Origin of the sequence: Aquimarina macrocephali JAMB N27 (genome assembly GCF_000520995.1) — a bacterium.
Taxonomy (GTDB): Bacteria; Bacteroidota; Bacteroidia; order Flavobacteriales; family Flavobacteriaceae; genus Aquimarina; species Aquimarina macrocephali.
Window position 1 is genome coordinate 634,082 of record NZ_JACA01000001.1, and the last position, 24,208, is coordinate 658,289.

20 protein-coding genes and 1 tRNA gene are annotated in these 24,208 nt (G+C 32.0%); 14 read left to right on the top strand and 7 right to left on the bottom strand.

Features of this window, described 5'->3' with window-relative positions; all coding sequences use genetic code 11:
- Nucleotides 1–25: 25 nt before the first annotated feature.
- Both Z054_RS0102910 and Z054_RS0102915 read left to right on the top strand, forming a co-directional pair.
- Entirely contained in the window at nt 26–703 is a 678-nt protein-coding gene (locus Z054_RS0102910; protein WP_024768601.1) for a head GIN domain-containing protein, read from the top strand.
- A 38-nt stretch (nt 704–741) separates the two neighbouring features.
- Entirely contained in the window at nt 742–1,437 is a 696-nt protein-coding gene (locus Z054_RS0102915) for a LysE family translocator (RefSeq protein ID WP_024768602.1), read from the top strand.
- A 30-nt stretch (nt 1,438–1,467) separates the two neighbouring features.
- On the opposite strand, the gene Z054_RS0102920 is transcribed toward Z054_RS0102915, so the two are convergent.
- Nucleotides 1,468–1,538 (bottom strand) — tRNA-Cys (locus tag Z054_RS0102920).
- Between the two features lie 95 nt (nt 1,539–1,633).
- Nucleotides 1,634–1,990, bottom strand: a complete 357-nt coding sequence (gene folB / locus Z054_RS0102925) for a dihydroneopterin aldolase (RefSeq protein WP_024768603.1) — start codon at nt 1,988–1,990, stop codon at nt 1,634–1,636.
- Between the two features lie 161 nt (nt 1,991–2,151).
- Between folB and Z054_RS0102930 the strand changes: the two genes are divergently transcribed.
- Nucleotides 2,152–4,194 (top strand): glutamine--tRNA ligase/YqeY domain fusion protein, encoded by a 2,043-nt coding sequence (locus tag Z054_RS0102930; RefSeq protein WP_024768604.1) that lies wholly within the window; start codon nt 2,152–2,154, stop codon nt 4,192–4,194.
- Between the two features lie 55 nt (nt 4,195–4,249).
- Here Z054_RS0102930 and Z054_RS0102935 read toward each other — a convergent pair whose 3' ends face one another.
- From Z054_RS0102935 to Z054_RS0102955, 5 genes are all read right to left on the bottom strand, one after another.
- The gene (locus tag Z054_RS0102935; protein WP_024768605.1) at nt 4,250–4,702 is read right to left on the bottom strand and encodes a hypothetical protein; all 453 of its coding nucleotides are present in this window, start codon (nt 4,700–4,702) and stop codon (nt 4,250–4,252) included.
- A gap of 339 nt (nt 4,703–5,041) precedes the next feature.
- Complete coding sequence (locus tag Z054_RS0102940) at nt 5,042–5,986, bottom strand: SPFH domain-containing protein (protein WP_024768606.1); 945 nt, start codon at nt 5,984–5,986, stop codon at nt 5,042–5,044.
- Nucleotides 5,987–6,056: 70 nt separating this feature from the next.
- Nucleotides 6,057–6,224, bottom strand: coding sequence for a DUF4177 domain-containing protein (locus tag Z054_RS31250; RefSeq protein ID WP_152538440.1), 168 nt, complete (start codon nt 6,222–6,224; stop codon nt 6,057–6,059).
- 128 nt (nt 6,225–6,352) lie between these two features.
- Complete coding sequence (gltX, locus tag Z054_RS0102950) at nt 6,353–7,864, bottom strand: glutamate--tRNA ligase (protein WP_024768607.1); 1,512 nt, start codon at nt 7,862–7,864, stop codon at nt 6,353–6,355.
- A 112-nt stretch (nt 7,865–7,976) separates the two neighbouring features.
- A complete protein-coding gene (locus tag Z054_RS0102955) occupies nt 7,977–9,017 on the bottom strand; it encodes an alkane 1-monooxygenase (protein WP_024768608.1) in 1,041 nt (346 codons plus the stop codon).
- Between the two features lie 101 nt (nt 9,018–9,118).
- Between Z054_RS0102955 and Z054_RS0102960 the strand changes: the two genes are divergently transcribed.
- The 11 genes from Z054_RS0102960 to Z054_RS0103015 form a co-directional block, all read left to right on the top strand.
- Nucleotides 9,119–12,508 carry a DUF4175 family protein gene (locus Z054_RS0102960; protein ID WP_024768609.1) on the top strand — a complete coding sequence of 1,130 codons (3,390 nt, stop codon included), beginning with the start codon at nt 9,119–9,121 and terminating at the stop codon, nt 12,506–12,508.
- Complete coding sequence (gene ybeY, locus Z054_RS0102965; protein WP_024768610.1) at nt 12,501–12,920, top strand: rRNA maturation RNase YbeY; 420 nt, start codon at nt 12,501–12,503, stop codon at nt 12,918–12,920. The genes Z054_RS0102960 and ybeY overlap by 8 nt, the downstream gene beginning before the upstream one ends.
- 98 nt (nt 12,921–13,018) lie before the next feature.
- Nucleotides 13,019–14,890, top strand: a complete 1,872-nt coding sequence (gene mnmG / locus Z054_RS0102970) for a tRNA uridine-5-carboxymethylaminomethyl(34) synthesis enzyme MnmG (protein WP_024768611.1) — start codon at nt 13,019–13,021, stop codon at nt 14,888–14,890.
- Nucleotides 14,890–15,369 carry a hypothetical protein gene (locus Z054_RS0102975; RefSeq protein WP_024768612.1) on the top strand — a complete coding sequence of 160 codons (480 nt, stop codon included), beginning with the start codon at nt 14,890–14,892 and terminating at the stop codon, nt 15,367–15,369. The genes mnmG and Z054_RS0102975 overlap by 1 nt, the downstream gene beginning before the upstream one ends.
- 54 nt (nt 15,370–15,423) lie before the next feature.
- Entirely contained in the window at nt 15,424–15,918 is a 495-nt protein-coding gene (locus Z054_RS0102980; protein ID WP_024768613.1) for a hypothetical protein, read from the top strand.
- Nucleotides 15,919–15,936: 18 nt separating this feature from the next.
- Nucleotides 15,937–16,788 carry a class I SAM-dependent methyltransferase gene (locus tag Z054_RS0102985; protein WP_024768614.1) on the top strand — a complete coding sequence of 284 codons (852 nt, stop codon included), beginning with the start codon at nt 15,937–15,939 and terminating at the stop codon, nt 16,786–16,788.
- Nucleotides 16,789–17,017: 229 nt separating this feature from the next.
- Entirely contained in the window at nt 17,018–17,554 is a 537-nt protein-coding gene (locus Z054_RS0102990; protein ID WP_024768615.1) for an OmpH family outer membrane protein, read from the top strand.
- A 249-nt stretch (nt 17,555–17,803) separates the two neighbouring features.
- Complete coding sequence (locus tag Z054_RS0102995) at nt 17,804–18,961, top strand: FG-GAP repeat protein (RefSeq protein ID WP_084050052.1); 1,158 nt, start codon at nt 17,804–17,806, stop codon at nt 18,959–18,961.
- Between the two features lie 48 nt (nt 18,962–19,009).
- Nucleotides 19,010–19,912 (top strand): T9SS type A sorting domain-containing protein, encoded by a 903-nt coding sequence (locus tag Z054_RS0103000; protein ID WP_024768617.1) that lies wholly within the window; start codon nt 19,010–19,012, stop codon nt 19,910–19,912.
- A gap of 539 nt (nt 19,913–20,451) precedes the next feature.
- Nucleotides 20,452–22,521: a T9SS type B sorting domain-containing protein gene (locus Z054_RS0103010; RefSeq protein ID WP_024768618.1), complete on the top strand. Its 2,070-nt coding sequence runs from the start codon at nt 20,452–20,454 to the stop codon at nt 22,519–22,521.
- A 4-nt stretch (nt 22,522–22,525) separates the two neighbouring features.
- Nucleotides 22,526–24,208, top strand: a 1,683-nt coding sequence (locus Z054_RS0103015; RefSeq protein WP_024768619.1) for a PorP/SprF family type IX secretion system membrane protein, incomplete at its 3' end; no start/stop codon positions are given.

Here is a 24,208-nt window from a genome sequence, read left to right on the forward strand (position 1 = left end):
AAATAGAAATTTTAAAAGAAGGGCGATGAAAAAATTAATATTTCTTTTTGTGTTTTTATTAGTCGCATTAGGACAAGCACAAGAAGACGTTAAAACTAAAAATCTAGATTATTTTACAGAAGTAAAAGTTTTTGATAAAATAAAGGTAACTCTTGTTAAAAGTGATAAACATAAAGTTATAGTCACTGGTTATAAAAGATACGATGTAGAAATTATTCAAGAAGGTCTTATTTTAAAAATTAGAATGTCTTTGGATAATCTATGGGATAAAAGCAATACCGAAGTTTTAGTTCATTATGAAGAACTTAGAAAAATTGATGCTAATGAGGGATCAACGGTAGAAGTAAAAGATGTTCTTAATAGAAATAAACTTGATTTAAGAGCTCAAGAAGGAGCAGTTATACAAGCACAAGCTGAAACAGAAACATTGTTTATTAAGGCAGTTACAGGTGGAGAAGTGCACTTAGAAGGTATATCGAAAGAACAGGAAATTGTTATTAATTCTGGAGGGAAGTATTTTGGTAGTGAACTCGAAACAGAAAGAACACAAGTAAAAATTAGTGCAGGAGGAGTGGCAGAAGTAAATGCTAAAGATTATATTAAAGCAAATACTAATGCCGGAGGAACCATAAGAATTTATGGAGATCCTAAACAAAAGGATACTAAAAAATTTTTAGGTGGAAAAATTGTTGAAGTTAACTAAGTAGTTTTTTAACTTTGTAATAAATACGCTTAGACCCTATGCTTCAAGATGCTCAAGCAGCTATACCATTAGGTTTTTTATTAGCCTTTTTGATTGGACCCGTTTTTTTTGTACTTCTGGAAACAGCGGCTATTAAAGGGTTTAGAGCAGCTTTGGCTGTAGATTTAGGAGTTATTTTTGCGGATATAGTATTTATTCTTATCGCATATTTTAGTACCAATCAGATTTTAGAAAAAATAAAAGATGATCCTGCCTTATTTATATTTGGTGGGATGTTATTATCTACTTATGGCATAATTTCTTTTATTCAGGAAAGAAAAAACTATAATAAACTTAGAGATACTTCGGTAGAAATTATCAATAAACACAATTATCTTATGTTATTTATAAAAGGGTTCTTACTCAATTTTATAAATATTGGAGTATTAGGATTTTGGTTAAGTGTTATCATTGTTATAGGACCACAATTAGATATGAATACGAATAGAATTCTACGGTTTTTTACTATGGTTATAGGTACATATCTTTTTATTGATTTCTTTAAAATGCTGCTGGCAAAAAGACTGAAGAGAAAATTAACACCAAAAAGAACTTATATCATCAAAAGGGTCATTAGTATTGTTATGATTGTGTTTGGTGTATTTCTTATTTTAAAAGGTGTTTTGCCGGATACAATGGAGAAACGAATCCAAGACGAGATCGAAAAAATAACACCAGAATCCAGGTTTAAATAAAAAATCCTGCACATAAGTACAGGATTTTTGAGGTGTCGAGCGGATTCGAACCGCTGTAGATGGTGTTGCAGACCACTGCCTAGCCACTCGGCCACGACACCCAATTTTTGATTGGAAGGCAAATGTAAAAAAATTTATGATTACTTCTTAAATGATTTTACAATAAAACGCTTTTCGTACAATTTTAACACTATAATTATCGGTTTTTACTCCTTGTGATAGTAACCATTTCTACATTTCCACCAATAGGTGGATTAATTTTTGAAACATCTACAATAACTTTATCAACCAATGGTAATTCATCTAATATACGAACTAAAATTCGCTCTGCAGCATGTTCTAACAATTTAGAACGAATACCCATTTCTTCTTTTACAATATGATTAAGATGAACATAATCTACAGTTTCTGCTAAACGATCAGATATTGCAGACTTTGATAGATCAGCCTTAATCTTAAGATCCACTCTGTAATCAGATCCTATTTTTTTCTCCTCGACAAGGCATCCATGATAGGCGTAAACCTTGATGTTTTTCAACTTTATTAATCCCACGGGGTTTTTAGGCAAATGTAAAAAGAATCTTTATGATTTAAGCAGGGAGAACACCCCTTTTCTAATGAATTATGATAATAATAAAATAATTGTATTAAAGATTTTTATACAATAGCAAGGCAGCATTAGAATTTGTAGTTTTGTGTTTTATTAGATTACAGATGTCAGAAGAAAAAAAACCGCTTAATTTTATAGAGCATATTGTAGAGGAGGACCTTACAACCGGTATGAGTACAGAAAATTTACGTTTTCGTTTCCCTCCAGAACCCAATGGATACTTGCATATAGGACATACCAAAGCAATAGGTATTAGTTTTGGTCTTGGTCTTAGGTATAATGCACCGGTAAACCTACGTTTTGATGATACTAATCCTGCCAAAGAGGAACAGGAATATGTAGACGCAATTAAAGAAGATATAACGTGGTTGGGATATCAATGGGATAAAGAATGTTATTCGTCTGACTATTTTCAGCAATTATACGATTGGACTGTTCAACTCATTAAGAGTGGGAAGGCCTATGTAGATTCTCAATCTGCAGAAACTATTGCTTCTCAAAAAGGAACTACCGTAGAACCAGGAAGTAATAGTCCATACAGAGATCGTTCTGTTGAAGAGAATTTACAACTGTTTCAGAATATGAAAGAAGGTAAGTTTGATGAAGGTGAGCATGTAGTGAGAGCTAAGATCGATATGGCAGACCCAAATATGTTAATGAGAGATCCTCTGATGTATAGAATATTAAAAAAATCTCATCATAGAACTGGGGATGATTGGTGTATTTACCCAATGTATGATTGGACACATGGCGAAAGTGATTATATAGAAAGTATCTCACATTCTTTATGTTCTTTAGAATTTAAACCTCATAGAAAATTATATGACTGGTTTCTTGATCAGATATATAGTACTGATATACGACCAAAACAAAGGGAATTTGCAAGGCTTAATCTAAGCTATACAATTATGAGTAAGCGTAAGTTACTCAAGTTAGTAGAAGAAGGAGTAGTGTCTGGATGGGATGATCCAAGGATGCCTACAATTTCGGCATTAAGAAGGCGTGGTTATACTCCAACATCAATACGAAAGTTTGTTGAAACTGTAGGTGTTGCAAAACGTGAAAACGTAATTGATGTATCATTATTAGAGTTTTGTGTACGAGAGGACCTTAATAAAACTGCATCAAGAGTAATGGCTGTTTTAGACCCTGTTAAACTTGTTATAACAAATTATCCAAAAGGAGAAGAAGAATGGTTAGAAGCAGAAAATAACCCAGAAGATGAAGCTGCAGGTTCTAGAAAAGTACCTTTTTCTGGCGAATTGTATATCGAAAGAGAGGATTTTAAAGAAGAGGCAGGTAGAAAGTTCTTTAGATTGACTTTAGGGAAAGAAGTGCGGCTTAAAAATGCATATATCATCAAAGGAGAACGTGTGATAAAAGATGCCGAAGGAAATATTACAGAAATCCAATGTACATATGATCCAAAAAGTAAGTCAGGGAGCGGCACAGAAGAATCAAAACGTAATGTAAAAGGTACATTACATTGGGTATCAATAGCACATGCAATTCCTTCAGAGATTAGGATTTATGATCGATTGTTTAATGATGAGGCTCCAGATGGTCATAAGGATAAAGATTTTATTGAGTTTTTAAACCCAGATTCTTTAAAAATAATAACAGGTTATGTAGAACCTGGTCTAAAAGATGTTAAACTATTAGAGCAGTTTCAGTTTCAAAGATTAGGGTATTTTAATGTGGATATTGATAGTAAACCTGATGCTTTAGTATTTAATAAAACTGTTGGTTTACGAGATACATGGGCAAAAGTAAAACCAGTTTTGACACATCAAAACAATCAAAACAAACCTCAGAATCAGCAAAATGCAATACCTGCAATCGAAGAAATAAAAAGAGCGGGGAAGAAGTATACAAATGTACCTGATGCTAAAAGAGAAGTGCTTAAAACTAAAATTATAGAAGCGGCCAAAACTGTAGAAATAGAGGAGCTTGTACCACTTTATGATACAGCTGTAAAAAAAGCAGGAACCCGCATTGCTACTATGATTGCTTTAGGTATAATTCTTAAAAATAAAGGAAATCAACCTGATCAATTAGCAAAAGATTTTATTACTAAAGCTCTTGATGATAAGAATGAATTATTACAATTAGAGGCCAAAGAAGTTGCTTCTAACTATGACATATAAAGAGAGAACTTATAGATACAGAAAATACTTCTGTGTCTATGAGTTTTTTTGATTTTTAATTATCTGCAATATGCTCATCTAAAGGAATTTCGATATCTGTCTTAAAATTAGGAAAGAGCTCTTTAGTTTGAGGATCGTCAAGAAGTTTATTAGACTCTACAAAATACCATTGAGATTTTTTTCTGTTATAAAAACCAAATAATGAACTTTTTAAGGTAATTAGCCTACCATTAAAGTCCATTTTTACGGTGTTTTTAACTAAACAATGATATTCTTTGTTTTCTTTTTTTATCTCTGTTACTTCATCTACTTCAGAACTAAGGATTTTTATTTTTTGAGCATCCATGGTTCTATAAATTTCGTCCATGGTATCCATTAGTTGTTTTTCTCCATAAGCTTTGTAAACTTCTGGATGAGTATATTTGAGTATTGTATTTAAATTTCTATCCATTGATGCTTTAGAGGTAGCTTTTGCATCTCGTAACGCAAATTCTTTTAGTGTAGTCATATTTTGACAAAAAACACTTCCGGAAATAAGAAGGAAAATAAATAAGTAATTTTTCATGGGGGAAAATTTTTCATAAAGATAATAATTTTTTGTGGTATAAGTAATTTTTATAGTTTTTAAGAAATCATTAATTTTTCTTATTAAAAATAGCTTGATATAAAATGATGTAAGAGAAGAAAAAAAAATAGTAATATAATCGTATCACTTTTATGCGTTGGTTATATAAAAACGCTTTATTTTGAGTTTTTGGTAAAAATAGTAGCAGTTTTTAATCCTTAAGGAAAAAATAAACCCGATCATAAAATCTGATCGGGTTTGGTAATAGAAATTATATTTTTATTAATTTTTATCTGGCTTTTTGCCAAGACCTTTTTTAGCATTTTGTTTTTTCATTTCTTCTCCAATTTGATTTGAAGCTGTAAATGATGCAATCATGTTATTTAACATATCACTTCCGGCTTGTGGAGAATTTGGAAGCAAAATTAAATTACTGTTAGTTTCTTCTCCAATAGACTGTAAAGTATCATAATGCTGTGTTACTACAATTAGAGCAGAAGCTTCCTGAGAATTAATACCTACATTGTTTAAAACGTCTACACTTTCTTCTAGACCTCTCGCAATTTCTCTACGTTGATCTGCAATACCTTGACCTTGCAATCTTTTACTTTCAGCTTCAGCACGTGCTTTTGCCACAATTTTAATTCTTTCAGCTTCAGCTTCATATTCTGCGGCAACTTTTTCACGTTCAGCAGCATTAATACGGTTCATTGCTTCTTTAACCTGTGCATCAGGATCTATATCGGTTACTAAAGTTTTAATGATGTCATAACCATAGTTTATCATAGCTTCATTAAGCTCTTGTTTTACAGCGATAGCTACATCATCTTTACGTTCAAAAACATCATCCAGTTTCATTTTTGGTACTTCGGCACGAACCACATCAAAAACATAAGATGTAATTTGATCATGTGGATTTTCTAATTTATAAAAAGCATCGTATACTTTTTCTTTAATTACCTGAAATTGAACAGAGATTTTAAGACGTACAAATACATCATCTTTTGTTTTGGTTTCAACAAGAACATCAAGCTGTTGGATTTTTAGATTGATTCGCCCAGCGATTCTATCAAAAACCGGAATTTTAAAATGTAATCCCGAGTTTCTGATACTCAAAAACTTACCAAAACGTTCGACAACCGCAGAGGTTTGTTGTTTTACGGTAAATATCCCTGAAAGCAGAATGATAAACCCTAAGATTACTATTGGAATTAAAAATAGCCCCATTGTTTTATATATTAAGAGTTAAAAGTTTTTCTGTAAATCAATGTACTAATAAATAGCAAATGATTGATTGTTATTTTGAAAGAGTTATCATAGCAACATAAGTATTAGCTAAAAAAGAAACGTCTACAACGTCCCAACCTTGTTTAGAAAACTCATTCATTGTGTTTTCTATTTTTTTTCTAAGCTTTTCTGCAGACCAATTTTCTGATACGCGTATAACCTTATATTGTTTTCCCATGACAAAATAGTTCTAAAGATCTTATACTTAATAAGTGTAGAATATGAATGAAATGTTACAAATTTTTGCAAACAAAAGACCATTGTTTAGCTAAACAATGGTCTTTTTAATTTTTGATATAGATGTTGTTAATTTTTTTCGATAGCGTTTTCTATTCTCTTAATGGTTTCTTTTTTACCAATCATTGATGCGATTTGAAACACATCAGGTCCTTGTAGTGAACCCACTAAAGCTATACGTAGTGGCATCATGATTTTACCAAAACCAATTTCTTTTCCTGTAATCCATCCTTTTACAGTGGTTGAAACATTGTTTTCAGAAAAATCTGAAATGTCATTTAGTATCCTTGTTAATTCGTGCATTAAACCTGGCGTATCTTCTTTCCAGGCCTTTTTAATGGCTTTCTCATCATATTCACTAGGTGATAAAAAATAAAAATGACTAAGGCTCCAGAGATCTTTAGTAAATGTCGCTCGTTCTTTTATTGCATTTATAACAACATTTAGATCTAGGGTTGTAGAAATATTTTTTTCAGATAGAATAGTTTCAAATTGTTGAGAGAGTAGGGCATTATCCATTTTTTGCAGTTGCTGCTGTTGGAACCATTTGGTTTTTTCTGGATCAAATTTCGCACCAGCTTTATTAACTCTTTTCAGATCAAATTCCTGAATCAATTCTTGCAGAGAAAATAACTCTTGTTCTGTACCTGGATTCCATCCTAAAAAAGCAAGCATGTTAACAACGGCTTCTGGTAGGTACCCATCTTCACGATATCCTGAAGAGATATTTTGATTTTTAGGATCTATCCATTGCAAAGGAAATACTGGGAATCCCATTTTATCTCCATCTCTTTTACTAAGTTTTCCTTTACCAACAGGTTTTAGAATTAGTGGTAAATGAGCAAAAATTGGAGCCTCCCAGTCAAATGAACGATACAAAAGAACATGAAGAGCTAAAGATGGTAACCATTCTTCTCCTCGAATTACATGTGTAATTTTCATTAAGTGATCATCTACAATATTAGCAAGATGATAAGTAGGCATCCCATCACTTTTGAATAAGATTTTATCGTCAAGAATATTGGTGTCAATCTTCATATCTCCCCGAATTTCATCTGTAAGATGTAAAATTTGGTCTTTAGGAGATTTGAATCGAATTACATAAGACTCACCAGAATTGATTTTTGTTGTTACTTCATTCTCAGATAAGGATAAAGAATTGGTAAGTTTTTCTCTATTATGCCAATTATAGATAAATGTTTTACCATTAGCTTCGTGATCTTTTCTGTGACCATCAAGAGCTTCAGTAGTATCAAAAGCGTAATAGGCATGACCATCTTTTATCAATTGATCAGCATACTGTTTGTATAAATGTTTACGTTCACTTTGTTTATATGGGCCAAATCCTCCATCTTTTCCTGGACCTTCATCAAATGGTATGCTACACCAATCTAATGCTTCTTTAATATATTCTTCTGCCCCGGGAACATATCTGTTTTGATCGGTGTCTTCTATTCTAAGAACAAAGGTTCCATTGTGTTGCTTTGCAAAAAGATAATTAAATAATGCGGTTCTCACACCTCCTATATGTAAGGGTCCGGTGGGACTTGGTGCAAATCGTACCCTAATGTCTTTTGTCATGATTGTGTTTTTTAAACTTTAAAAAGTCATACAAATAAAAGGCAAAGATACAATCTTAAATATGCTATGGAAATGATTTTGTGGTATAACCGTTTAATTTCTTATTACCTTTTTAAATAGTTTTCATTTCACGTGGAACATGTTTATTCATAATCAAAAACCATAGAGGAGGAAGTAGTGATAACACCATGGATGTTGGATAACCAAAAGGTAATTGTGGGCTGTTATCATGATGATCCAGAATCTGATATTTTTTTGATGCTCTGTGATGATGATCACTATGTCGTGTTAATTCATACAACATAATTCTACCCAAGGTATGGTTCGAGTTCCAGGAATGAATTTCTCTAACACGTTCATAGCGACCAGAGGAATTTTTTGTTCTTATCAAACCATAATGCTCAATATAATTTATAGTTTCAAGTAATAAGAATCCTGTTATTCCGCCTAAAACGGCAACCAGTAACCCATAAAGATCAAAGAAATATGTAAGTATCATAAGATATGAAAGGGTGATTAAAAGATACCAGAGCATATCATTTTTTATAGAGAAGAATGCTAGGTTGTTTTGTTTTAATAATTTGAATTGTATTTTCCAGGCACTAATGTATTGCCGGGTAGTCGAAGTTATCCAAAAAAAATACACAGGTTGATTGTACTGTGCCGTGGCAGGATCTTCTTTAGTTGCGACCTTATTGTGGTGACCAAAATTATGTTCTATATAAAAATGCATATACAAAGACGGTAGGAGAAGTGCTTTACCAATATAGCGCTCTTTGGTAAATCGATGTCCTAACTCATGTCCTACATTTATACCATTAGATCCTAATACGATTCCTAAGGAAATAATGATACCAGTAACTTCATACGTATCCAGATTTGATGTAGTACAAGTAATAATGGCAAAGAGTAAAACACCATAAACAATGGGAAGATTTATATAAAGCATCCAATCAAATATCTTTTTTTTTGATTGTAGTATTTTGTCGTTATCATCTATGTTTTTGGCAGATGAATTTGTAAATAATTCTAATATCGGAATTAAACCAAAAGCATATATAGGAGCTAGGTAAGTATAAATTCCTTGTAACCAGATACCAATAATCGCCATAAAAGGTATTGTGTATGCACAAATATATTTAAGATCTTTCATAACAACTTATGTTCTAGAGGGTTGAATTATCATAAATATAACAATTCTATTAAAAATAAAATTGTAGATTTAGTGGTTAATGAAAAAGGAAGGTTTAAAATATGGATAATTTTCAGTTCATAAAAAGTAAATTAGAACAGTTTACAAGAAAATATTATATCAACGAACTCATAAAAGGTATCATACTTTTTTTTGCTATAGGTGTTTTATATTTTTTAATGACACTATTAATTGAAAATTTTTTGTGGCTTAGTAGGCTAGGAAGAACAATATTGTTTTGGCTATTTATTGCGGTTGAGTTTGGCTTATTTATCAAGTTTATATTGGTGCCAATTGCAAAGTTGTTTAAGCTTACAAAAGGAATAGATTATGAAAAAGCATCGGAGATAATTGGAAATCATTTTCCTGAGGTAAGTGACAGACTTTTAAACTTATTACAACTAAGTGAAAATGAAAATTCATCTGCCTTGTTACTAGCGGGTATTGAGCAAAAATCAAGTGAACTAAAACCAATTCCTTTTAAATTGGCTATCAACTTTAAAAAGAATGCTAAATACCTCAAATATGCAGCAATTCCTGTAGCTATATTCCTACTATTGTTTGTTTTTAATAAGACCGGTTGGATTTCTGATAGTTATAAAAGAGTTGTCAATTATGAAGTAGCTTATGAACCACCGGCACCATTTCAATTTTTTATAATTAACAAGGATTTGAATGCTTTTGAAAATAAAGATTTCGTACTTAAAGTGAGAACTGCTGGAGATATAGTACCGGATAATGCTACAATTACATATAACGATGAAGTATATTTTTTAAAAAATGTAGGCTTAGGTGAGTTTGAATATAGGTTTATTCAACCAAAAGAATCTTTAGAATTTATAATAAGTGCTAATGATGTAAATTCTATTCCACATCGTTTATCTGTGGTTCCAATTCCCGCTTTACTTAATTTTGAAATGAGATTGGACTATCCAGGTTATACTAAAAAACGTGATGAAGTTTTAAAAAGTTCGGGGAATGCAACCATCCCAGAAGGAACAAAAGTAGATTGGATAGTTTACACAAGAAATACAGACAAGGTAGAATTAAAGACCAAGGATTCTGTTATCCCATTAGCAAAGAACGGAACGGATTTTTCTTATCAGAAAAATGTGTATTCTAATATGGATTATCAAATCACTACATCGAATCAGAATGTAAAAGATCATGATAATTTGGCGTTTAACCTTAATGTGATTAAGGATCAGTATCCAGAGTTAAATCTAAAATCTGAAAAAGATTCGGTCGACAATCAAACTGTTTATTTTTTTGGTAGAGTAAGTGATGACTACGGTCTAAGTAAACTTCGATTGGTATATTATGATCAGGAGAACGCATCTAATATTAAGATTAAGAATATAGCAATTAGTAAAACTGTGTTTGATGAATTCATTTATGCTTTTCCTGCAGGAATTGATTTGATAGAAGGACTTAATTATGAGTTTTATTTTGAGGTTTTTGATAATGATATTATTCATAATTATAAGAGCACAAAAAGTCAAGTATTTAATTTTAGGCAACTCACAAAAGAAGAAAGAGAAGATACATTATTAAAAAAGCAAAATGAGGCGATATCTGGATTGAATAAATCATTAGACAAGTTTAAGGAACAAGAACAAGAATTAAAAAGCTTAAGTAAAACTCAAAAAGAGAAAAAGAATCTAGATTTTAATGATAAGAAAAAGTTAGAGGATTTCCTAAAAAGACAAAAAGAACAGGAGAAAATGATGCAGGATTTTTCTAAAAAATTAAAAGATAATCTTGAGCAGTTAGAGAATAAAGAAAAAGAAGAACCTTTTAAAGATGCACTAAAAGAAAGACTAGAAAGGAACGAAGAAAAGTTAAAAAAGAACGAAAAACTTCTTGAGGAAATTGAACGTTTGGCAGATAAAATTCAAAAGGAAGAGTTAACAAAAAAACTAGAAGAGTTAGGTAAGGAAAATAAGAATCTAAAGAAAAACTTAGAACAACTTTTAGAATTAACCAAACGATATTATGTGATAGAGAAACATGAAAAATTGGTTAAAGAACTTGACGATTTATCCAAAAGACAAGAAGAATTATCTGAGAAAAATGAGGAGGAAAACACAAAGGAAAAGCAAGAAGAACTAAACAAAGAGTTTGAACATTTCCAAAAGGAAATGGATAAACTTAGAGAGGAGAATAAGGATTTAAAAAAACCAATGAGCTTGGATCAAAAAAAGGAGGATGAGAATGAGATAAAAAAAGAACAACAAAAGGCAAGTGAAAACTTAGAGAAGGAAAATAAATCAGACGCTAAGAAAAACCAAAAAAGTGCAGCTCAGAAAATGAAGCAGATGAGTAATGGTATGATGATGCAAATGCAAATGGCCGGAGGAGAACAACAGCAAGAAGACATGGAGATGTTAAGACAGATTTTGGATAACCTTGTTGATTTTTCTATAGAACAAGAAGGTTTAATGAAAAGGTTTAAAGGTATAGATATTAATAATCCCAGCTATTCTTCTAAGCTTAGAAAACAAAGTATATTAAGAGAGAATTTTATACATATAGATGACAGCCTTTATGCTTTAGCATTACGAACACCACAAATAACAGAAGTGGTTACACAAAAACTTACAGACATAGAATTTAATATAGATAAATCCTTAGAGAGGTTAGCAGAGAATCAAGTTGTTCAAGGTTCGGCCAATCAACAATATACTGTTACTGGATCAAATGATTTAGCATATTTATTGAGTAGAACTTTGGACCAGATGCAAAACAGTATGTCGGCTTCAGGTAGTAAAGGTAAGAGTGGTTCTAATGAATTTCAATTACCAGATATTATAAAGAAACAGGATGAGTTAAATAAGAAGATGGAAGAGGGTGCTGAAAAAGGGAAAAAGAAAGGCGATAAACAAGGAGAACAAGAAGGAGATAAGCAAGGAGAAAAAGAAGGTAAAAACAGTAAAGGTGGTGGTAAGCAAGGAAACCAAAAAGGCGGCAAAGAAGGAAACAAAAAGAATGGTAAAGGTAAAAATGGCGAAGGTGAGTCGCAAATGCAGAAGGAGGATATGAATGGAGAATTGTATGAGATATATAAACAACAGCAACAACTTAGAAATGCACTACAAGATAAGATTAAGAAAGAAGGAAAAGGGAATAAGATTGGAAGCAGCTTGTTGCGTAAAATGGAACAGGTAGAGCAGGAACTTTTGGAAAAGGGATTTAACGAAAGAACGTTATCAAAGATGCTCAATTTAAAACACGAGTTGCTTAAACTGGAGGATGCAACTTTGGAACAAGGTGAGGAGGAAAAAAGAGAAAGCAAAACAAACCAAGTGCAGTTTGGTAATCAAAATAAACAGCAATTAGAAAAGGCAAAACAATATTTTAATACTACTGAAATATTAAATAGACAAGTATTACCTTTGCGGCAAAATTATAAACAAAAGGTACAAGAGTATTTTAAGAAAGATAATGATTAATTTTTTTTACGAAACGAACATAAAACTACCCAATGAAGCCGCTTTATCTTCTTGGATTAATGCAGTTATTTTATCAGAAAACAAGTCAGAAGGAGAGATTAATTTCATCTTGTGTGATGACAAGTATTTGCTTAAAATAAATCAGGATTTTTTGGATCACGATACATTTACTGATGTCATAAGTTTTGATAATACAATAGGGGACCAATTAAATGGCGACATATTCATTTCTGCAGAAAGAGTAAAGGATAATGCTAATGAATTTATGGTTTCTGAGGAGGAGGAAATGAGACGTGTTTTGATACATGGGGTACTACATTTTTGTGGATATAAGGATAAGTCTGATATAGACGAAAAACTTATGAGACAAAAAGAAGAGGAAAAATTATTAATGTTCCACGTGGAACATTAGTGTATTGTGATGATGTATAAAGTAATAATTGTTCCACGTGGAACAATTGTTTTTGATTAATAAATTTATGTTCCACGTGGAACAATTGTATAGAAATTATGTTTGATACGGAGTATGATGTAATAGTAGTTGGTGCAGGTCATGCAGGAAGTGAAGCGGCAGCGTCAGCTGCCAATTTAGGTTGTAGCACTTTACTTATTACAATGAATTTGCAGAACATTGCGCAAATGAGTTGTAACCCGGCTATGGGAGGAATTGCAAAAGGACAAATAGTAAGAGAGATAGATGCACTTGGGGGGTATAGTGGAATCGTAAGTGATCGTACTGCGATACAATTTAAAATGTTGAATAAATCAAAAGGACCTGCAATGTGGAGTCCAAGAGTTCAAAGTGACAGAATGCGTTTTGCAGAAGAATGGAGATTGCTATTAGAGCAAACTCCTAATTTGGATTTTTACCAGGAAATGGTGAGCGGACTTTTGGTTGAAAATGGAGAAATAAAAGGAGTACAAACATCTCTGGGAATTGAAATAAAAGCAAAGACTGTTGTGTTGACTAACGGAACATTTTTGAATGGATTAATTCATATTGGAGAAAAACAATTTGGCGGAGGTAGAGCAGGTGAAAAAGCCGCAACTGGGATAACAGAACAATTGATTGATTTTGGTTTTGATGCTGGAAGAATGAAAACAGGAACTCCTCCTAGAGTGGATGGAAGATCTTTGGATTATTCTAAAATGATTGAACAACCAGGAGATGATAATCCTGAAAAGTTTTGCTATACAGATGCAACAAAACCACTCACCAAACAAAGATCATGTCATATGACATATACTTCTTTAGAAGTTCATGATTTGTTGCGAGAAGGCTTTGATCGATCTCCAATGTTTAATGGTAGAATTAAAAGTATCGGACCAAGATATTGCCCATCTATAGAAGATAAGATTAATAGATTTGCAGATAAAGAAAGACATCAATTGTTTGTGGAACCCGAAGGGTGGAATACAGTAGAAGTTTATGTAAATGGGTTTTCTACATCATTACCAGAAGATGTTCAATTTAAAGCTTTGAAATCTGTAGTAGGTTTTGAAAATGTAAAGTTTTTTAGACCAGGATATGCTATAGAATATGATTACTTTCCTCCAACACAATTAACACACACGTTAGAAACAAAATTGATTTCTGGATTATTTTTTGCGGGGCAAATTAATGGAACTACTGGATATGAAGAAGCAGCTTCTCAAGGATTAATGGCGGGAATAAATGCTGCTCTAAAGGTGAAAGAAAAAGAATCTTTTATTCTTAAAAGAAGCGAAGCGTATATTGGTGTTTTGATAGATGATCTTATAACCAAGGGAACAGAAGAACCATATAGAATGTTTACTTCACGCGCAGAGTACAGAACTTTGTTAAGGCAAGATAATGCAGATTTTAGACTTACACCAAAATCTCATGAGATTGGTTTAGCATCGGATGAACGAATGAAGAGAATGGAAGAGAAGGAAAAGAAGGCAAGTGCCTTTGTTCAGTTTTTTAAAGATACAAGTGTTACTCCAGAAGAAGCAAATCCTGTTTTAGAAGAAAAGAAAACATCACCCATTAATCAGAGTAGAAAATTGTTTAAATTATTTTCTCGACCTCAGATTACATTGGATGATATAAAACATTTTGAGAAAGTTTCTACATATATAGAGGAGAATCATTTGGATAAAGAGGTTCTGGAACAAACAGAGATTCAGGTTAAGTATTCTGGTTATATAGAAAAAGAAAAAAATAATGCTGATAAACTAAACAGGCTTGAGGATGTGAAAATCCCCAAGAATTTTGATTATACAAAACTGAAGTCATTATCTTTTGAAGCAAGAGAGAAAATGTCTAAAATAAAACCAGCGACCGTTTCTCAAGCATCACGAATTAGCGGAGTATCGCCAAGTGATATTTCTGTACTTTTGGTTTATATGGGTAGGTGATGAATAGTGTGCTTTGTAAACAAGAAAAACCTGTAAAAGGAAGAATCTTATCTATTTTGATTTTGGTAATTTCTATTGCCTTTCTTTTTTATACAGAAGAGCCACTTTTAACCAGATTGATCTTTTTACTTTTATCTTTAGGAGTGTTTGGATATTCTATTTCTTATAAAATCAATAAAGATTTTAATAATCAAAAACTTTTTTTGGTTTTTGGATTCCCTATTTTTAAAACAAAACTCGATTTAGAATATCCTGATTATATTTCCGTTTTTACAACTTCTTTTAGTTTAGATAATGAGTGGGGTGCTGTTAGTGCAATTGGAACAAAAGAAAGACATAGCAAAATTGTAGTTCGCTTTTTTGCGGGAAACAAGAATTTTACACTTTATAAAACAGAAAAAGATGAGAAGGCCTATAAGAAGGCTAATGAGTTAAGCGAACTTTTGGGAGTTGAAATTTATGACAGTTCTAAAGAATAGTTCCACGTGGAACATTTTTTATCGTAAGACATTCTAATTCATAAAAAACAATTAATGAAAAATACTTTTATACTGTTTTTTGCTTTGTTCTCGTTTTATTCGTGTATCACTACACACAAGGTAAGACAGATTGATAATTTTAGAATTGAAACAGAGAATGTGTTTAATGAAGAATCGTTTCTTTTTAAACCTAATATGTATCCAGAAGAAGCCAAGCGTTCATTGCGAAAACAGTTTGGTTTAACAAAGAATCAAAACCTATCCGATTTTGATGTAAAACTGTTCGATAATTTTGATATGGAATTTAATATCAAAATAAGTTTTGATGTGGATAGAGAAGTAAGATCAAATTTGGTTAGTGATTTAATAAATAAATCGAACAAAGAAGATGCTGAAAATGAAATAGGAGATGCTGAAACTTTTGTAAAAATTATCATTGTAGATGCTAATGGTGATAATTGCCTTTCTACAAGATCGTTGTTTTATAATAAAATGCGATCGTTTTTAATTGATATAAAAAACAACATAAAAATAGAACCATTATTTTAAATTTTTCTATCTACATAAATGAATAAACAAAAAACCTTAGATTTTTTTATCGAATGTAAAGATTATACGGTTTCTGGAGAAAAGTTTCAGTTGCTTTATGATAAAGAATATGATATGTTGGTTACTTCTCCGAAACCTAATGAAAAAGAATTGGGTAAATATTACGAGAGCGAAGATTATATTTCTCATACAGATTCCAAACGATCTCTTTTTGAAAAACTATACCACTTAGTTAAAACCTATTCTTTAAACAAAAAGGTTAAACTTATTTCTAAATTAAATCAGCAACGTGGTGTACTTTTGGATATTGGAGCAGGTACAGGAGATTTTTTAAGTGCAGCAAAAAATAGAGGTTGGAAAATCGAAGGAGTAGAGCCAAATAATCAAGCTAAAGAACTAGCAAAACAAAAAGGAATAGATTTAAAACCCGAAACAGCTAATTTGGATTCAAAAAGTTTTGATGTTATTACGATGTGGCATGTTTTGGAACATATACCAGATTTGCAACTTCAAATTAGAGAATTAAGACGCCTTTTAAAACCAAATGGATTTGTAATTATAGCTGTACCAAATTTTAAATCATATGATGCAAAACAATATAATTCCTTTTGGGCAGCATATGATGTACCCAGACACCTTTGGCATTTTTCTAAAACTTCTATCCAAAAACTTTTTGAAGAAGAAAATTTAAAATTAGAAAAAGTACTCCCCATGAAATTTGATTCATTTTATGTGTCACTTTTATCAGAAAAATACAAAAGTGGTAAAATGAACTTTTTAAATGCTTTTTGGGTTGGATTACGTTCTAATCTTAAAGCAAAACGATCTGGTGAGTATTCTTCGCATATTTATATTCTTAAAAACGACTAATTTTTGTTTTTAGATGCTTTTTTCCTCTTTTTAGAACAAACCATATCTATTTACACCTCTTTTTTTTAAAAAGAGCTTAAAATGGCTTATTTTTATTTGTTTTTAATAGTTTTTTTATATTGTAACATGTAAAATGATTGTTTTTTCTTATATATGGTTTTTTACGACTATATAATGAATAACATCGCACGAACTTTGATATTTTTGCTCAGAACTAAATTTTTGAAAAATGAAAAAAATAGTATGGGTTGCAAGTGCATTATTAATTTTAGCTTCTTGTAATCAACAAATAGAAAAAACGGGTTATGTAAATAATACCAAAGTTGTTTCTGATTATAAAGAAATGAAAGTGGCACAAGAAAAATGGACAAAGCGTAATAATGAAGTACGAGCTGAACTTGAAGAAAAGGCAAAGCAATTTCAAATTGAGGTAGAAGGGTACAAAAACATTATGAAATCTATGTCTGCTGCTAATAGAGAGAAGAAAGAGCAGGAATTGATGGTTAAGCAACAAGGCCTACAAAGAGAGCAGCAAGCCAAAATGCAGGAGATCCAACAAGGAAGTCAAGTAGAGATAGATTCTATTATAGGTAAAGTGAAGAGCTTTATAGAGGATTATGGTAAGAAAAATGGATATACATATATCTATGGAGACACAGAAACCAGTAATATACTTTATGGTAAAGAAGAATTAAACCTTACCGATAAGATTCTTAAAGAATTAAACGGAGGAGATACTGCCACCACAAATGAAACTAAAGAGTAGTCAATATACCCTTTTGATATGTTATTAACCCCGATTAGTATAATGCAAATCGGGGTTTTGCTTTTAATATATATCACTGATAATTTACGTGAAGATATATATAAGACTATTAAATTAGTATTAATGTTTTATATATAAAACACTGATTTTAAGATATATAAAACCCATAACGAAACATTAACTTTGGATCACCATAAAGATAAAAACTTGTTCATAATTTAGTAGGATTAATCTTAAAACCTTTTAATTATGAAAAAAATATTCTTCACATTAATTATAATGTTTATTAGCCCCTTGTTAAGAGGGCAAACATTAAGTGAAATTTTGAAAGCAAAAGGATCTGATATAATAGATTCTAAAGATCATTTTGGGGAATCAGTTTCTCTAGATGGAAACTATGTTATGGTTGGAGCTCCTGGTAAAAATTATATAAGTCAAGCGAACACGATTAATAATGTTGGAGCTGTTTATGTTTTTAAAAAGGATAATAATGGAAATTGGTCAGAAGTTCAAAAATTGGTTCCAAATAATATTTCGATAAGTAATGAAAATGATGCTTTTGGTAATTCGATTGCAATTAGTGGTAAATATGCAATAATTGGAGCAAGAAAAGCAGATGGCTTAGGAAGTGACCAGAAGGATATAGGTGCTGTGTATGTTTTTGAAATAAATACTGCGGGTATCTGGATAGAGAAACAAAAATTAATAGCTTCTGATGCTATGGCTTTTGATGTTTTTGGTAGTAGTTTGGCTATTGATGGTGACAATATGCTAATAGGGGCTACTGGAGTAGATGTTGATGGAATATCGTTTGTTGGAGGAGTTTATGCTTTTAGTAGAAGTTCTAGTGGATTTTGGGAAGAAAAACAAAAAATAGTACCCTCTGAGTTAGATTATGGATTATTTGGAGCAAATATTGCTATTGATGGTGACAAAGCAATAGTAGGGTATTTTGATGATGGACCGAATCAATCAATAGACAGACAAGGATCAGCCTATATTTATGAACAAGATTCTACTGGAACATGGAATCAAATACAAAAGATAGTTGCCTCAGATGGTACGGCTAAAGATCTTTTTGGAGGTTCAGTAGCTATTGAAGGGAATTATGTTGTTGTTGGAGCGTATTCTGATAAAGATGAACAAGACCCATCTGCTACTATTAATAGAGGATCTATTTACATTTTTGAACAGGATAATGCAGGGTTATGGAATGAAAAGCAAAAAATTATACCTTCTTTTCATTCTCTTCCAGATAAACTTTTTGGGTTTTCGGTCTCAATACATAATGGTTTTATTGTAGTTGGCGCACCATCAGAAGATTTTGATATTAATACAAATACAGATGAGGGGGCTGTATATATTTATAAGCATGATATTGTCAATAACTTATGGATTGAGAATTAGAGAATACTATCATCAGACATTAAACAGTATAATCAATTTGGTTTTGATGTGACTTTTCAAGATAACAACCTTATTGTTGTTTCTAGTGGTAATTCTAATTTTAATGTAGGTGGTTCTGCATATTTTTATGAATTTTGTAGAAATGTAAGTCTGCCAGATGCAAATTTTGAACAATGGTTAGTTGATGAATTAATAGATAAGGATGGCTTAGTAAATGGTAGTATTAGTGACTGTGATGCAAAAAAAGTTAAAGAACTTAATATTCCTCCTTTGAAGGGAATTTCTGATTTAACAGGAATATCTGCTTTCACTAACTTAGAAATATTAAGTATTCCAGAAAATGATTTGGTTACTTTGGATTTATCAAATAACACAAAGTTAATTTCAGTAAATTGTTATTATAATCTTTTAGAACAAATCAATATTACAAACTGTAATCAATTAGTTTCTTTAAATGTTTCAGATAATTTTCTTACACGTTTAGATATTTCAGAAATTAGTGATTTGCAAAGTTTGGATGCAAGAACAAATGAAAATTTAAGCTGTATTCAGGTAAAAGACCTTGCAGAAGCGAGTGCCAATAGCTCGGGAAGAAGACCTAAATGGAGGGTAGATAATCGATCTACCATTTTTAATCTTAATTGTCCGGCGCCTAAAATATCTATGATAAATATTAACAAAAAACGCCCTAGAGATAGTAAAAATAAGTTTAAAGATATAATTGTTTTTCCAACACATATTGCTAATGGAGAAAAATTAACCGTTTTAGCTGAAGGACATGAACATTTTGATGTTTTAATCTATGATTTACATGGTAACTTGCTTAAAGAGAGTAAAAATGCATCTACAAAAGTTATTTTAGATATTTCTAAATTTTCATCTAATATGTATATTGTTAAGGTGAATAAAAATGGAAATGAATTCACTAAAAAAATTGTTATAAGTAATTAAAGCAGACAGACAATAATTAATAGTAAAACTCTCATTTTTAATTAAGGAATGAGAGTTTTACTACTAGATCTTTTTCTGTTCAATTTATTAAAAAATAATATTATTTTAACATTAAGTTTTTGACACTTCATCGAGAAAAGTTACCACTTTTAAAGCTTTTTACTGATAAAAAACACGCCCAAAAACGTGTAAATAGTATGGTTTTTTTACCAGATACTTCCGTTTTTTTGATAAAAATAGGGGAGATTTAAACTTTTTTTACTGGCTTGAAATGATTTTTTACATTAGCTCAAGACATTGATTAACAAATTTTTATGTATATTGAAATGTTTTTTGAGATCGTATTTACTTCAGTTAAAATAGGGCAAGTAATAAAAGGTCAGAAAATTATTACAAAAAAAAGTTAAATTTTAGTTTGATATAAACATTTAATTTATAATTTTATGTCTTGGTAAAAAATATATTAACAATATTATTAACAAGCGCCCCAAATCGCGAAGTTAATATAGTATATTCACCTTAATCATAAGTGTGATATCATGAAAAAAAAACTTAACCTCATATCATTAATTGCTATAGTGACAGGCTTTCTATTTTCTTCTTTGAAAGCCAACGCTCAGGATATTAATGCTCCTTTGTTTTCTATTAGTGGATCAACTACTACGATACTCTGTGTAAATCAAAATGTTCCCAATCGAGAAGCGGTTGCCCAAACTCCTTCGGGATTTGGACCCAATACAGAATATATTCTAGAACTGTCGGATGAGACTGGTCTTTTTTCTGCTAATACTACTAGAGTTTTAACTACATTTACTAGTTCTGTAGCTATTCCGCCTAATGGAACAATAACATTTCCTTCCTTTGCTATCCCTACAGATTTACGTGGCGAGAATTATAGTTTACGAGTGAATGTACCAGCAAGTAATATTTTAAGTGCTGTGCAAGAAAATATTCCTATTTACTATTTTGATTTTTCTCAAGGCGTCACATTAACCGGAGCAAATATTGAGGCTAACACGGTAGCTTTGTGTATTGGGGAATCAGCCACATTAACAGCTTTACCAGGAGATTTTCCAGAATATATCTGGTCTTTTGATGCTACGGGAACCAATAATTTTACTGTGGTTCCGGGTGAATCAGGTAATACACTCGAAAATGTAACACAAGTAGGAACCTATAAAGTTCAAGTTAATTTTGGAAGTTGTAATGCCTTATTTAATTTTGACAGTCAGACAGTAGAGGTAATTGATTTTAATGAAACAACAGTACGAATCAATGAGCCTTCACCACAATCTTTTTGTCCTAGTGATGTAAAAATATTAACTACAAGTGTTACCGATCCGGGTTTCACTTATGAATGGTTTAAGGACGGAGTTTTGATTCCGGAGTTTGATGGTCCTTCTGAGATTTTACCAGAGAGTAATTTTGGAGGTTTTTATACAGTTAATGTTACTGGGACTCCAACGTGTAATATAATTACCACTCCCCCCGTGGAGGTTATTAATTTGGGTTCAGATATTTTGACCAAACCCCCGCCCCTGATAATGTTATTACCTACACAGCCTACGTTGACCTTGTCTATTACGACAAATGCTCCTGCTGCTGGTAGTACGGTAGAATGGTTTAGGAACGGAATAAGTATTCAAGGTCCGCTCGCGGTTAGTACACCGGGAGCTTTGTCTTTTGATGTCACCAATCCTGGTATATATCGTGTAGATGTATTTGCAAATGATGTATGTATGGATACTCTTCAGGCTACTACAGAGGTTTTCGAACCAGTAGGGTTTAGGACTCAGATTTCTACATTGTTAGATTGTGATGCCGATACAGGGACTTTGGGGTTAGAGAATTTATTTGGTATTACTTCTACAGGATTAGAAGTTCCTATTATTACTGATCAATATTCTTTATTTGATTTTGAATGGTTTTTAGGTACTCAGTCTACAGGTGTTACAGAGACTACTTTTACAGTAACTTCTGCTAACATAGGTGAAGTTTATGCTTTAGAAGCTACTTTACGAAGCACTTCATTTCCTACAGCGAGATCAAATGATTTAACGGTTGAGTTTTTATCAGATGTTGTAGTTATAGAAGCTTCCCCGACTTTTATTCCATTTGGAGAGACATCTACATTAAGTGTTCCTCAAAGTAGTAACTATGCTTATGAGTGGTTTATTGTTGTAGATGGAGAGAATCAATCTTTGGTAGATGGTTCGACCGTTATAAGTGGTCAGGGTACAAATTCTATAGAAATAGATACCATCGGTGATTACTTTGTTAGGATTACATTGTTGGATTGTGTTATAGATTCAGAGATACTTAATATTTCAGATGTTGCAGGATCTTCAGAGATTATTCCTAATGTAGTTACACCTAATAGTGATGGTATCAATGATAATTGGTTACTTCCACCAAGTTTGTTTAATCAACAAGAAGTAGAGGTTACGATTTATAATGCACGAGGTCAGGTAGATTTTACATCACCAAGTTATCAGAATAACTGGCCCAGAGAGAATTCGAAATCATCGGGTCAGGACCCGTTTTATTATTATATAATAACCAAAAACAATTCCGTAGTCAGAAAAGGTTCGATAACGGTAATGAGATAATTTTATGGCCAGAAAATTACTATTAATAATCATTTGTATATCCTTTAACCTTCTTAGAGGACAGGATGAAAGCACGACTACTTATGGCATTCTTCCAACCGATATTCCTACTCATAACCTAGTAAAATATAACCGTTTTTATTTTAATCCTACTTTCTCTTTAGTTCGCGAAAACAAAAAATCTATTAATGTTTACAATAAAACACAATGGGCTTCATTTAATGATAACCCCCAGACATATCTAATTAACTATACATCAAATTTTGATGAAAAAATAGGTGTTTCTATTGGTTTGCATCAACAAAATGAAGGTATTTACAGGTATTTTGGTGGTATAGCCAACTTTGCATATAATATCGAATTAAATAGAGATATGAACTTCACTTTTGGTTTAAATCTCGGTTTTTCGCAAAGCGGAATTAAATCTAATATTGATTCGGCGACAAGTATTGTTTTAAATAATGGAGTAGAAGTAAGTGATCCTGTTATTCTTAACTATGAAAACAGCTCTGTTTTTCAATTAACTCCTGGTGTTAACTTTAATTATGCAGAATTTGATGTTGGAGTTTCTGTATCAAATCTTGTTGCTTATAATATAACAGGTAGTGAACTATTGACAGACAATATGGCTTTTACGGGTCATGTTATGTATACCACCAGTTTAGAAAGAAGATCGGATAAGCTAATACGAGGAATGGTATATGCCAATATGTTACCCGATTCGGGTGCAGATTCAAATCTTAGATATGGAGGTAATGTTATTGTTGAGTTACCAGCACTAGGTTGGGCTCAAGCGGGATATAATAGTTTCTATGGAGCCTCATTAGGTATTGGTGGTAATATCACATCGAATATTTCGGTTGGATACACCTACGAAACCGGGTTTGGAGATACCAGTAATTTTGGAGCAACTCATGAGGTAGGTTTAGCATATAATTTTGAAAAAGAAAGATCAAGAAGAAGAAGAGGTAGTAGAACAAAATCAAGTACTCAAAAGGCCTATGAAGAACGAGATTCTGAGATTAGAAGACTTAAGAAAGAAATTCTTGAACAGAATAAGTTAATAAGAGAATTACAAGAGGAACAAGGAGATTCTCGAAGTCAGGACCAAAAAGCCATGAGTGAGCTTGAAAAATCAATAGCAGAAGCTAGAGAAAAAGAAGCTAAGGCTGCCAGAGAATTAGAATTACAACGTGCAGAAGAAGTAAAACTACTTAACAAAAAAGCAGAAGAAGAACGTCTAGCTGCTCAGAGACGTATTGAACGTGAGACAGCAGAACAAAACGCAGAGGAAGAACGTCTAGCTGCTCAGAGACGTATTGAACGTGAGACAGCAGAACAAAACGCAGAAGAAGAACGTCTAGCTGCTCAAAGACAGATAGAACGTGAGACAGCAGAGCAAAAAGCAGAAGAAGAAAGAATAGCCACCGAAGAAGCGGCACGTGAAGCAGAAGCAGCAGAAGAAGAACGTCTAGCTACCCAAAAAGAGTTGGAACGTGAGGTTGCAGAGCAAAAAGCAGAAGAAGAACGTCTGGCTGCCCAAAAACAATTAGAACGAGAAGTTACAGAGCAAAAAGTAGAAGAAGAACGTCTAGCTGCTCAAAAACAATTAGAACGTGAAGTTACAGAACAAAAGATAGCAGATGAAGCGGCGGCAGCAGCTCGTTTAGCAGAAGAGAAGAGACTG

Excerpts from the sequence above, each read along its gene's own strand:
- Z054_RS0102990 (WP_024768615.1), top strand. The coding sequence starts at position 17,018 with ATGAAAAAAATAGTATGGGTTGCAAGTGCATTATTAATTTTAGCTTCT.
- Z054_RS0102975 (WP_024768612.1), top strand. The coding sequence starts at position 14,890 with ATGAATAGTGTGCTTTGTAAACAAGAAAAACCTGTAAAAGGAAGAATC.
- Z054_RS0102915 (WP_024768602.1), top strand. The coding sequence starts at position 742 with ATGCTTCAAGATGCTCAAGCAGCTATACCATTAGGTTTTTTATTAGCC.
- gltX (WP_024768607.1), bottom strand. The coding sequence starts at position 7,864 with ATGACAAAAGACATTAGGGTACGATTTGCACCAAGTCCCACCGGACCC.
- Z054_RS0103010 (WP_024768618.1), top strand. The coding sequence starts at position 20,452 with ATGAAAAAAAAACTTAACCTCATATCATTAATTGCTATAGTGACAGGC.
- Z054_RS0102940 (WP_024768606.1), bottom strand. The coding sequence starts at position 5,986 with ATGGGGCTATTTTTAATTCCAATAGTAATCTTAGGGTTTATCATTCTG.
- Z054_RS0102935 (WP_024768605.1), bottom strand. The coding sequence starts at position 4,702 with ATGACTACACTAAAAGAATTTGCGTTACGAGATGCAAAAGCTACCTCT.
- Z054_RS0102980 (WP_024768613.1), top strand. The coding sequence starts at position 15,424 with ATGAAAAATACTTTTATACTGTTTTTTGCTTTGTTCTCGTTTTATTCG.
- ybeY (WP_024768610.1), top strand. The coding sequence starts at position 12,501 with ATGATTAATTTTTTTTACGAAACGAACATAAAACTACCCAATGAAGCC.
- Z054_RS0102930 (WP_024768604.1), top strand. The coding sequence starts at position 2,152 with ATGTCAGAAGAAAAAAAACCGCTTAATTTTATAGAGCATATTGTAGAG.
- Z054_RS0102910 (WP_024768601.1), top strand. The coding sequence starts at position 26 with ATGAAAAAATTAATATTTCTTTTTGTGTTTTTATTAGTCGCATTAGGA.
- Z054_RS0102960 (WP_024768609.1), top strand. The coding sequence starts at position 9,119 with ATGGATAATTTTCAGTTCATAAAAAGTAAATTAGAACAGTTTACAAGA.
- Z054_RS0102955 (WP_024768608.1), bottom strand. The coding sequence starts at position 9,017 with ATGAAAGATCTTAAATATATTTGTGCATACACAATACCTTTTATGGCG.
- mnmG (WP_024768611.1), top strand. The coding sequence starts at position 13,019 with ATGTTTGATACGGAGTATGATGTAATAGTAGTTGGTGCAGGTCATGCA.
- Z054_RS0102995 (WP_084050052.1), top strand. The coding sequence starts at position 17,804 with ATGAAAAAAATATTCTTCACATTAATTATAATGTTTATTAGCCCCTTG.
- Z054_RS31250 (WP_152538440.1), bottom strand. The coding sequence starts at position 6,224 with ATGGGAAAACAATATAAGGTTATACGCGTATCAGAAAATTGGTCTGCA.
- Z054_RS0102985 (WP_024768614.1), top strand. The coding sequence starts at position 15,937 with ATGAATAAACAAAAAACCTTAGATTTTTTTATCGAATGTAAAGATTAT.